Source organism: Pontiella sulfatireligans, assembly GCF_900890705.1.
Taxonomy (GTDB): domain Bacteria; phylum Verrucomicrobiota; class Kiritimatiellia; order Kiritimatiellales; family Pontiellaceae; genus Pontiella; species Pontiella sulfatireligans.
In genome coordinates this window covers 3,392,509-3,404,551 of sequence record NZ_CAAHFH010000001.1, presented here as the reverse complement: position 1 = coordinate 3,404,551, position 12,043 = coordinate 3,392,509, and the positions used below count along the sequence as shown (strand labels likewise).

Genomic DNA, 12,043 nt, shown 5'->3' with positions numbered 1-12,043 from the left:
ACGGGGAATCATGAAAAGAATTCAAATGCTGGTGGCGGCATCACTCGTTTTGTTTTTAAGCGCCGAGTCGCGCTCTGAGCAAAGCAAAATGCTCAAGGTCGTGTTGGTCGGCGACAGTACGACGATTGGCAACCTGCCGCGCGAGGTCAATCCGGACGGGCTTTTTCTGGAGGGCATGATCGAGGTGCTCGCCGAGGCGGAAGGGTTGCCCCCGTTGGAGGTGGTCAATACGGGCAAGGGCGGCGAAACCGCAAAGCGCCTGCTGGCGAGCGGGCATTATGACAAGGCGATTGCGGGCATTCCCGACGTGGATTACATCTTCGTGCGCCTTGGCATCAACGACTGGTTCAGGTGTGATGATTTTCAGGCCGACTTTCCGGTGCAGATGAAAGCCGTGCTGGATCGCTTGCGGGCGGACCATCCCGATGCGCAGCTTATTCTGGCGACGATCTGCCGTTTTATGCCGGAGGATGCATGCGAAGAGGTGAACGCGTTGATCGCGAAGATTGCCGTACAGGAAAAGCTCGATCTGTTCGACCTTTACACCCCCTATAACCGGTTCCTGCGCGAGAACGGCGTGAATAGTTTGAATGTCCGTCAGATTGAACTCGCCAAGGTTCCCGAAAAATACCACGCATGGCTAAAGTCCTACACGCAGTTCCGTAAGGGCTGGGGCGGACGAGAGGATGCTTTCGTGGTCAAATTCGACGGCATTGAATTGGACCCCGTTTTGGGAAAAGTTAAAGGGTGGTATTACGACCGCCATCCCAACACCGCCGGCTATAATCTAATCGCGAACGAAACCGTCAAATATCTTGCGCCGATTCTCCGGGAACGCGCAAAGAAATAGGAATCCATTATGTTAAAAAAATCACTCGTTTTACTGTTGGGGCTGGCATCGGTTTCAACACAGGCCGTTGCAGGCTGGGATCAGCTTAAGCTGAACTATGACGAGCCGGCCAAAGAATGGACGGACGCGCTGCCGGTGGGCAATGGCTCGATGGGGGCGATGGTGTTCGGCGGGGTCGAACGCGACCGCATCCAGTTTAACCACGACACCCTCTGGGCGGGAAAGCCACGTTCGTATTCCGTTCCGGATGCCCACACTAATTTGCCGGCCCTTCGCCGGATGCTGTTCGACGGCCAGCAAAAGGAGGCGGAGGCGCTCGCGATGGAGGGCTTTATGTCGAAGCCTCTGCGCCAGGCGGCCTACCAGCCCTTCGGCGATTTAATGCTGGAGTTTCCGGCCATGGGTGAGACTTCGGGGTACCGCCGCGCGCTGGAGTTGGACGGCGCGGTGGCGACCACTGAATTCTCGGTGGATGGAGTGGTGTTTAAACGGACGGTTTTTGCCAGCCATCCGGATGGAATCATTGCCGTGCGCATCGAGGCGGACTAGCCCGGCAAGGTCACGTTCTCGGCAACGCTTGCCTCTCTTCACAAACATGCGCTGTCCTTTTCCAATCCCGATTCCCGGACGCTGTCCATGCTTGGTGTAGTGGATGAATTCCGCAATGAGAAAAAGAAGATCTATTTTGAAGGGGAAGTGAAGTTTGAGGCGCAGGTGCGAGTTGTGGCTGAAGGCGGAACGGCGATGGCTTCGAATGCTGCAATTCAGGTTGAAGGTGCCGATGCGGCCGTCCTGTATTTGGCCTCCGCCACAAGCTATGAAAACTTCCAGTCTTTGGATGCCGACCCAACGTCGTTGTGCTCTGCAGCGCTGGCGTGGATTAAGGGAAAACCGTACGAAAAAATTCTGGCGGATCATCAAGAGGATCACCGGGCTTTGTTCCGCAGGGTGGAAATCGATCTCGGCGGCGGGGAGTCGCGGTCGCTGCCCACCAACGAACGTTTGAATGCCTATCAGGCCAACCCAGATGCTGACTTCGTGTCGCTGCTGTATCAATACGGCCGCTATCTGCTGATTGCTTCGTCGAGGCCGGGAGCACAACCTGCTAACTTGCAGGGGCTTTGGAACGATAAGCAGTTTCCGTCGTGGGACTCGAAATATACGATTAACATTAATACGGAAATGAATTATTGGCCGGCTGAGCTAGCCAACCTGTCCGAGTGCCACGAGCCGCTGTTCGATATGATCAACGATCTTTCTATTACCGGGCGTGAGGTTGCGCAGGATTTCTATGGAGCCAGAGGCTGGGTGGTCCATCACAACACGGACGCTTGGCGCGGGGCGGCGCCGATCAATAAGTCCAACCATGGCATATGGCCGGTGGGCGGGGCTTGGCTGTGCTCGCATCTGTGGGAGCGTTATTTGTTTTCGGGCGATAAGGAATTTCTGAAAGACCGGGCTTATCCGTTGATGAAAGGCGCGTCCGAATTCTTCCTCGATTATCTGGTGGAAGATCCGGTGTACGGAAAGGGTTGGCTGGTGAGCGGACCGAGCAACTCGCCGGAGCGCGGCGGCTTGGTGATGGCGCCGACGATGGACCATCAGATTATCCGTAATTTGCTGAACACCACCGCAGAAGCGACCGATGTCCTTGGATGCGATGCCGCATTTGCCACGGAGCTGCGCTCAACGGTGGCAAAGATTGCTCCGAACCAGGTGGGGACGGAGGGGCAACTGAAGGAATGGCTCTATAAAGAAGATCCCAAAACCAACCATCGTCACGTTTCGCATCTGTGGGGGCTGCATCCGGGTTCGGAGATTTCGCCAGAGACGCCGGAGCTTTTCGAGGCCTGCAAAAAGGTGCTGGAATTCCGGGGCGACGAAGGAACGGGCTGGTCGCGCGGTTGGAAGGTCAATTTTTGGTCGCGCTTGCGCGACGGCGACCACATGGCCAAAATCCTCAGCGGCTTTTTTGTGAACTCCAGCATCACGGGCGGAGCTGGATTTTACAACAACCTGTTCGATGCCCATTCGCCGTTTCAGATTGACGGCAACTTTGGTCTGACCTCCGGCATCTGCGAAGCGCTGGTGCAGTCGCACCGGCGGGACAAGGCTGGAAACTACATCATCGATCTGCTTCCGGCGCTGCCTTCTTCATGGCCGGACGGATCCATTTCCGGGCTCCGCACCCGGGGCGGTTTTGAAGTATCCATCCAATGGAAAAACGGAACGTTAGAGTGCGCCGAATTTAAATCGCTGCTCGGAAATCCACTGGTCATCCAGACCTCCGAAGGCATCAAAACGCTGCATGCCGAAACGAAACCGGAAGTGGTCTATGTGTTTAAGCCGTAGACGGGATTGAAATTCATTATGCAGATAAAAAAGGTCACGGCTAATGCGGCCAGCGCGGGAACACTGCTGGTTTGCGCTCTAATGTGTTTCGCTCCATTTTCTCTGTACGGCAAAACGGTCGAATCCACCTACAAGGTTCCTGAGGGACTGGTTCACGGCGGTGCGTTCATCGACCGCTTTCTGCCGGTTCCAATGGTTGGAAAACTCCGAACAGATGCCTGGGGTGCGGACAATGTGATTCCGCGCGACGTGGGCAATGGGATCGAGGATGCGGAATATTCGTATTGGGGCGGCAACATCGTTAAAGGTGATGATGGGAAGGAGCATTTGTTCGTTTGCCGGTGGCGGGAGGATAATAAGAAAGGCAAGCGTTCCGGACATCATACCTGGTGGAGCTCCATCGTGGTGCATGCAGTCAGCGATTTTCCGCTCGGGCCGTATAAAGTGGTTGAAGAAATCGGGCCGGGGCATAACCCCGAAATCTACCGACGGAAGGATGGGTCGTACATGGTCGGGGTTATGGGGGAGAAGGCCTACAAGGCCGATTCGCTGAATGGCCCGTGGGAGAAGATTGCGACAGGCTTTGTCTTTAAGAAGGACGATTTGAATAAAACCAATCGGACCTATGTGCAGCGCGAAGATGGTTCGGTACTTATGATGAATAAAAACGGCTACGTGTTCATCAGCGAAAAAGGTGATGAGCAGTTCAAACAAATCACTGAAAACAGCGTGTATCCGAAAATTGAAAATCATTTCGAGGATCCGGTCATCTGGAAGGATGAGGTGCAGTACAATCTAGTCGTCAACGATTGGTACACGCGCAAGGCGTTTTATATGCGCTCGCCGGACGGGATCCAATGGAAGTGGGATCCCGGCTTCGCCTACGATCCGTCCATTATGAAACACGAGGGCGGTATGCAGGAAAAATGGTATAAGTTTGAACGCCCGAAAGTGCGTCAGGATCAATATGGCCGTGCGACTCACATGAACTTTGCGGTGATTGATGTGGTGAAGGATGAGGACATCGCCAACGACAACCACAGCTCCAAAAACATCGTTGTACCGTTGCGCGTTCCTCGGCGGTTGGGGATTCTGAACAAGGGAGCCATCACGGCGACCACGAAAGAGATCCGGGTGTTGATCAAGGCAGAGGATGGTTTTCAGCCTTTGGAAGATGTGGATGTTGACTCGCTGCAGTTTGGAGCGCCGGAAGAGGTGAACTTTGGGAAAGGGTGCAAGCCGGTTTCATCCAAGTCATCCGGGTCAGATCTCATCGTAACGTTTGCCGGAAAGGGAAACGGCATCACCGCGGAAAACTTTGCGGCCAAACTTATAGGCCGGACCAAAAACGGCGATCTTCTGTTTGGGTATTCGAAACTCCCATCGCAAGGAATATAGCGGTTGGTGAGTTTCCCGGTTGGACGTCGGCAGAATCGCGTACATTTTATGCCTGATGGCATATAGCGGATTTTTCCAGTGCTGTTATTTTTCGAGCATGGATTTAGTCGAGGGCAACAACGAAACTCCGAGGTGCTAACATGAATGATAGACGATCGTTTTTTGGGAAAGCCAGTGTAGGACTGGCCGTGGCGGGAACTAACGCGAACGCTATTGCAAAGGTTGAGAAGTCGGAGGACGGCTATAGTTCAGGGAACGCCGTGACGGCGGAGCGGGGCGTGGAAAAGGTTTCACTCAAAGTGACGGCTCCGTTGTTCTGCCCCTATCACAGCATCTCCACTCCAGCGGAAAAGGGAGGCGGAGCCCACTACTACAAGAGCATGCCGTTTACGCACAACCCGTTCACGATTCCGGCCTCCGGCATGTCGGGGTCGCCGGTCATTGTGGATGCGAATGGAAAGTTTGTCGGCTTTATGACCACCTTTGGGTTCGAGAACTCTACTTTCAGCTTCGACGGGAAGGAAACATTGACCGTGACCGTGCCGGAAGGGCAGGAACTGTTTATCGAGGAAGGTGGCGACGCGGCCTGGAAAAATTATAATTCCATCATGATGAAGCGGCTCAACTTTAAGCCGTATACAACAACTCCGGATTTTTGGGCGGATGTGGAATACTGCACCTGGGTGGAGCAGAAGAGTCAGTCGAAGGTGCGGCGGGATCATTTCAAGCTGCTTACGCACCAGTTTGTTTCCGACTACTTGGACAAGGTGATCGAATTTGGCTATCCCAAAGGAAAGATGACGCTCGACCACGGCTGGGGCATTTTCCCCGACGGCAGCCTCGAGTCCGGCTTTGGCTCATGGCTCCCCGATCCGAAGACCTTTCCCATCTTCGAAAAAACGATGGGCATGATCCAGGAGAAGGGTTTTACGCCTGGCCTCTGGATCGGTTTTCCGAAGGTGCACCACAACAGCACCATCGCAAAACGTTATCCGGACATGCTCGGCGACTGGAGCGTGACCAGCGCACGAAAACCAAACGCGGAGCGCTGGTTGAATCCCAAGGCTGACATTTTTGAATATGGTTCTGAAGTAATCGCCCGCTTCCACAAGATGGGTGTGCGCAAGTTCAAAATCGACATGTCGTACAATACCAAGTCCGACATGCTGCACATTCACAAGGAATTGTACCGCGCGGCGAAGGCCATCGATCCTGAGCTCGAGATGGAATTCCACGTGCCGGATATTTTCTTCACCAAATTCACCGACGTGACCCGCACCAACGACGTTTGGCTGAACGACAAATACGACTGGCCCGCCCGTGTGAAGACGCACTATGAAGTCACCTATAAATCTTCGCCCGGACGCGCGATCAACCTTGACCATATCGGCGGGAACGACACCAGCGTAGCGGCGCTTACCGAGGGGAAATATCTCCGGCATCTGGCGATGTACAAAGGCAAGACCGGCTATCCGTTGGTGTCCGTGCTGCCGCACCACATCAGCTCCAAGTGCGTTGACGCGACGGGCGAATACCTGTGGGATTATGAAAAGGGAGGCAAGAAAATCATCTCCGATTTCTATCTTCCGACATAATGTGGCGGGAAATGGAGGATGCCTTTGTCCATACTGGACGAAGCATTCCGTCAGTTTCTTATACTAAACCAAAGGATAAGAAATGAAATTGCTGAAGGTGATCGCTCTATTGTTCGTGCCCGCCGTGTTGTTGGCGGCAACGGAAAAGCCCAACTTTGTTTTCCTTTTGGTGGATGATCTAGGGTGGGGTGACTTTGGCTGCTACGGCGCAGAGTTTTATGAAACGCCGAACATCGACAAGCTGGCTAGCGAGGGCATGTTGTTTCGGAATGGCTATGCCGCCTGCACGGTCTGCTCGCCCAGTCGCGCCGCTATCCTGAGCGGCTGCTATCCGGCGCGGCTGCACCTGACCGACTGGATTGCCGGGCACAAGAAGCCCTATGCAAAGCTCGCTGTACCCGACTGGACAATGAAGATCGACCACGGGCGCGTGCTGCTGCCGGAAGCGTTGAAGGAAGCGGGCTATGCCACCGCGTTTCTGGGCAAATGGCACCTGATGCCGAACGGGCAGCCGGATATGGAGCAGCATTATCCAACGAGCCACGGTTTCGATATCAACGTTGGCGGCCGCGAATGGGGGCAGCCGAAAGGACCGGGAAAATATTTTTCGCCGTTTGGGATGCCGAATCTCGATGATGGAAAGCCGGGCGATTTTCTGACCGACAAGCTGACCGATGCGGCGATCGACTATTTGGATGCCACGGACCAGCAGCAGCCGTTTCTCATGTACTTTGCGTACTACACGTTGCACGGGCCAATCATGGCGCCGGCCGAGCTGGTCGAGAAATACAAGGCCAAGGCGCAGACGTTTGATAACCGAAAGGATGAATTCCTCAATCCGGCGCGCGCCGGCATGGTTGAAAAGCTGGATGACAGCGTCGGCCGCATTATGGCCAAGCTCGACGAGCTGGGGATTGCCGACAACACGGTGGTTGTTTTGACGGGCGACAACGGCGGCGACAACGACAAGACCACCGGGGGCTTTCGGGATTTCAAAGGATTTTCGCACGAGGGCGGCGTTCGCGAACCTTTTGTGGTGAAGTGGCCGGGAAAAACCAAGGCGGGTTCGACCTGCGATGTTCCTGTGATTGGAACCGATTTTTATCCGACTCTCCTGGAAATGGCTGGACTGCCGCAACGCCCGGACCAGCACCAGGATGGCATCAGCATTGTGCCGCTGCTGACGGGAAAAGAGGCGCGCCTGGAACGCGATCAGCTCTTTTGGCACTACCCGCACTATCACCGAACCAAACCCTATGGCGCAACCCGCCACGGCGACTGGAAGCTGATCGAGTTTTTCGAAGACGGAAAGCTGGAACTTTACAATCTTGCGAACGACCCAGCCGAGGCAACGGACCTAGCGGCAGCGCACCCAGAAAAGGCGCAGGAGCTGCTGAGGGAACTCAAGGCGTGGCGCTCATCCGTTGATGCGCAGATGATGACGGATAATCCGGACTATAATCCAAAGAAAACGAACTCGAAAAAGAAAAAGAAGAAGGGCTCGAAATGATGCGATATGCTTTCTTGATGTTGTTGGGTTGCGCGGGAATTGCGCTGGCGAAGCCGAATGTAGTTTATATTCTGGCGGACGATCTCGGCTATGGCGAGGTGGGGTATAACGGGCAGGAAAAGATCCAGACGCCGGAGCTTGATGCGATGGCGGCAAAGGGCATGCGCTTTACGGATCACTATTGCGGCAACTCGGTCTGTGCGCCGTCGCGCTGCTCGTTGATGACGGGGCTGCACCCCGGCCACGCCTACATTCGCGCGAACAGCCCCGGCTATCCCGGCGGCCAGACGCCGCTGCCGAAAGGCACTGAAACCATGGGGAAACTGATGCAGCGGGCGGGTTACAAAACGGCCATCATCGGCAAGTGGGGCTTGGGGTCAACCTGGGACTCGGGCCATCCCAACCAGCAGGGCTTCGACCATTTCTTCGGCTACACCGACCAGCGCAAGGCGCATAACTATTATCCGGAATATCTCTGGCGCAATAGCGATAAGCTCATGCTCGACAACGGCAAAGGCAAGAAGAACGACTACAGCCACGATCTCATGACGGTTGAAGCGCTAAAGTTTATCGATGAAAACCAAAAGAAGCCGTTCTTCCTCTATCTCGCCTATACCATTCCGCACATTTCGTATCAGGTGCCGGACCTCGCGCAGTACAAGGATAAGGATTGGCCGAAAAACATGAAGATCCACGCCGCCATGACCTCGCGGATGGACCGCGATATCGGCGCCATCAAGCGGCGCCTCGAAGAGCTGGGGCTTGCAGAGAACACGCTGATTACGTTCAATAGCGACAACGGCGCGCACGGGCAGTTTGGCTCGCTGGAGTTTTTTAAAACTTCAGGGAAGCTGCGTGGCAAAAAGCGCCTGATGTACGAAGGCGGCGTCCGCTCTCCAATGATTGCCTACTGGCCCGGCAAGGTTCCGGCGGGCACCGTCAACGATCATATCTCCGCCTTCTGGGATATGCTGCCGACATTGGCCGAGCTGACCGGCGAACCCGTGCAGGGGAAAACCGATGGGATCTCGATGCTGCCGGCGCTGCTGGGGCGGAATGACAAGCAGCAGAAGCACAAATATCTCTATTGGGAACTCTACGAAGGATCCCCGAACCAGGCGGTGCGTTTTGGCAAATGGAAAGGGGTGGTTGCGGATCGGCGCAAAGGCATGAAGATTGAACTCTATGATGTGACCTCCGACGAAGGCGAACAGGCCGACGTCGCCTCCGAACATCCGGAAGTGGTTGAAAAAATCCGCCAAATGATGAAAGACGCGCGTGTTCCAAGCCCCTATTGGGACAAGGACAACAAGCCGCTGTTCAATGCCAAGGCCGCCTGCGATGCGAACGGCGTTGAGCCGCTCCCGCCAAGGCAGAAGAACAAAAAGAAAAAGTAGACACCTGACAAGGTGGATCGGCGTCCATCGCCGGACTTTATGGCTAAATAACGCATATAATTTGCGCGCCAGCGTGTGTCTGAGTTTATTCACTTCATGTAGCTTGTCCTCAACGAGAGCAAATAGGAAGTGACTATGAAATTACTGAAAACCGGTTGGATCGCCCTTGGCCTTTGCGTTGCAACGATGGTGCACTCGCAAAATTTTTCAACCGCGGGGAACGGCATTCGCAACGTTGTCGCTGCGGACATTAAGGGAACGAGCATCCTCTATATTTCCGAAATCGACGGCGCGGTTTCATGCTACACGGTGGACGGTAAAAAGCTCTGGCGCAATCCAACGCAGACGCCGGCGGTCATGTTTGAAGTCCTGGCGTTCGACGTGGACGGCGACGGACGCGAAGACCTTTTGGCAGCGAGTGGCGACGGCCACATTTATTGCTGGAACGCCAACGGTTCGCTCCGATGGAAATTCAACCCCGGCTACAAGGTGCGTTTCTCGGAAGTGGCGGCGTTGAGAGCCGGAAATAAGGTTCAGATTTTTGCGGGCGGGAACGACTTTAAACTTTACGAACTGGACGCCGATGGAAAGCTGGTGTCTGAAACAAAGATTGAAGGCGTCGTCCGCAAAATCGAAGCGGGCGACTTTTTGAAAAAAGACGACCCCTCCGTTTTTCTGATGACCTATAGTCACGACAAGTTCCGCTGGGAATTCATGGGGCTGCTCGATCCGAAGAGCAAAAAGGTGCAGAGCGAGTTTAACTATAAAAAAGCGTCGTCGAAAATCTGGGGAAAATTCATGGTCAATGATCTCTCGGTTGCGGATATCGATGAGGACGGACGCGATGACCTGCTGTTTTTCGGGCACAACGAACCGGCCGTGTTTGTTGGGATGAACGGCGATTTTGAGCAGATCGCCCATTTTGCTGGAAGCACAAAGCACAAGCAGCGGTACGCACACGGAATCGGCACGTGCCTGCTGCCTGTCCGCAAAGAAGTTGTCATGCAGTATGGCGGCATGCTTTATGTCTGCGACCTCAAGGGCAAGCTGCTGCAGACCAGCGGCGAAAAATATGGAGCCATCATTTACAACGACCTGACTGTCGATCCGGAATCAGGCCAGCTCTTTGGCGGCGGGCAGATCGGCGGTGGCAACGGCGTTTACCGCTACGCGCTCAACCAGTCCGACTGGTGGAAAAAGGAGCACGCTCTGACGGGCCGTATGGTTGAGGTGGAACAGAATCTGGATATGCTCTACCGGCAGGCGCTCAAATTCACGCCGCCGGATTATCAAAAGCCCGCAAAGAAAGAGTGGGTCATGATTACCGGCATCGACGAGCTTCCCGCGGTTGGAAAACTCAAGGGCGCGGACATTCAATTTGTGCAGCAGATCAGCATGCAGGAAAACACCGACCGCACTGAGCTTGTGAAAGCGGTCGGCGAAGAAGCGCTGAAGCGGGACAAGCGCATGCGCTATGACAAAACGCAGGAGGAGATTGTTGCGCTGGCCCGCGAACGGGAAAAGAATGGCGAACCGTTCGTGGCGTGGGCAGGGCATGGAAACGATCCGTTCATCACACAGATCGACACGATGGAGAAGGTGCTCGAAGCGGCGCCGAACACCTGCTACGGATTCATCTATGCCGAGATGCACGACATTCACGATCCGCGCGTCCACCATTTCATCAATGAATATGTGCCGCGTCTGGCCAAGGCCTGCCGGAAGAACGGCAGAGCCAAGCTTTACTTCCGCTATAAGAATGTCTTTTGGGCGGCGAGTTCGCATCAGGAACCCTGGAAGGATATGTTTTTCTCCGGCAAATACAGCGACGTGCTGGTGCCGTCGGCCGAGGATACCAATTCCCGCACGCAGGACATTAACTTTGCCGGCCGGGTGGGCATGCTGGCCGGCGGCTATGTCAATGATTTCGCCACGCGCCTCGTGGACGACAACCCCACCAGCTGGCGCCCGCTCAGCCCGGGGGGTCAGCGCTCGGTCTCTCCCTATCTTCGCAACGGCGCATTGCTTGCCGCCTACGGCGCGCGTTATGGCATCCTGTTCAATGTCGGCTATCTCGACGATCCGGGCATGAATATTTTGTTTGCGTTGATGAAGTCCGGTGCGCTGCCGCTGGTTGAAAAGGAGGATATTCTATCCATCAGTTCCTGGCACTTGATTCAGGATGCTGACGAGGAGCTGATTCACACCATTGACGACGGCCACAACATGAACACCTACTCGCCGGAAAATGAAGATGCGGTGCTTTCGGTTGCGCAGGTTGCTTGGTGCGGCGCCAGCCTGCCGGACTACGACTATTCAAAGCAGGCCTTGGGCGTCCAGTATCGGTGGCTCAACTTTCTCCCCGAAATGCCGAACGGCATGGTGCCGATGGCGCCGATTGAATATGCGCCCCAGCTGATTGAAAAAGGCGTTCCCTTCACCGTCAGCGACTGCAAGGTGGGTTATGTGGACGGCCAGCCGGTTCCAGCTGCGGAGTTTGGTTCAAGCATTGGAAACGCGGCCAAGACCGGTGCAAAGAAAATGCCGGTGGTGGTTGCCGGCGCGTCGTGGAGCGCCATCCGCCTGGATGCCAACCACTCGCGCGTGGTTCTGATTGATCCCGGCTATATCGACCCGCAGGAACGCGCCGCGACCATCCGCTTTCAAGGAAGGACGCCGGTGAGCGTTGTTGACATCCTCAGCGGGGAAAAGCTTCCAATCTCTGGAAGCTCTGTTGAGCTTACGGTTCCGGCCGGTTCCATGCGCTTCATTGACTTGAGTTATTAATCACGACGACTGTGCCGCTGAGAATTAGGCAGAATGATTGGGTGGCAGAATAATTTCAAACATGGGGCAGTGAAAATTATTCTGCCGAACCTTTCGTGGAGAAGAGATAAAGGATGGGGTTTCAAATGAAGGTACATAAGAAGATGAATTGGCT

7 protein-coding genes and 1 pseudogene are annotated in these 12,043 nt (G+C 54.9%); all 8 read left to right on the top strand.

All coding sequences use genetic code 11. The features are described from left to right. Nucleotides 1–10: 10 nt before the first annotated feature. On the top strand, nucleotides 11–850 hold the full coding sequence (locus SCARR_RS11990; RefSeq protein WP_136061809.1) for an SGNH/GDSL hydrolase family protein: 840 nt from the start codon (nucleotides 11–13) through the stop codon (nucleotides 848–850). 9 nt (nucleotides 851–859) lie between these two features. Continuing rightward, a pseudogene (locus SCARR_RS29535) lies at nucleotides 860–2,926 on the top strand (glycoside hydrolase family 95 protein); the annotation flags it as partial. Nucleotides 2,927–2,938: 12 nt separating this feature from the next. Next, a complete protein-coding gene (locus SCARR_RS29530) occupies nucleotides 2,939–3,202 on the top strand; it encodes a glycoside hydrolase family 95-like protein (RefSeq protein WP_407984810.1) in 264 nt (87 codons plus the stop codon). Nucleotides 3,203–3,220: 18 nt separating this feature from the next. Further along, nucleotides 3,221–4,600, top strand: a complete 1,380-nt coding sequence (locus tag SCARR_RS11980) for a glycoside hydrolase family protein (protein WP_222846273.1) — start codon at nucleotides 3,221–3,223, stop codon at nucleotides 4,598–4,600. A 140-nt stretch (nucleotides 4,601–4,740) separates the two neighbouring features. Beyond that, a complete protein-coding gene (locus SCARR_RS11975) occupies nucleotides 4,741–6,195 on the top strand; it encodes an alpha-amylase family protein (RefSeq protein ID WP_136061808.1) in 1,455 nt (484 codons plus the stop codon). An 82-nt stretch (nucleotides 6,196–6,277) separates the two neighbouring features. Then, nucleotides 6,278–7,705 carry a sulfatase gene (locus SCARR_RS11970; RefSeq protein ID WP_136061807.1) on the top strand — a complete coding sequence of 476 codons (1,428 nt, stop codon included), beginning with the start codon at nucleotides 6,278–6,280 and terminating at the stop codon, nucleotides 7,703–7,705. Further along, nucleotides 7,702–9,102: an arylsulfatase gene (locus SCARR_RS11965; RefSeq protein WP_136061806.1), complete on the top strand. Its 1,401-nt coding sequence runs from the start codon at nucleotides 7,702–7,704 to the stop codon at nucleotides 9,100–9,102. The genes SCARR_RS11970 and SCARR_RS11965 overlap by 4 nt, the downstream gene beginning before the upstream one ends. A 135-nt stretch (nucleotides 9,103–9,237) precedes the next feature. Next, nucleotides 9,238–11,889, top strand: coding sequence for a PQQ-binding-like beta-propeller repeat protein (locus tag SCARR_RS11960; protein ID WP_136061805.1), 2,652 nt, complete (start codon nucleotides 9,238–9,240; stop codon nucleotides 11,887–11,889). Nucleotides 11,890–12,043: the final 154 nt, after the last annotated feature.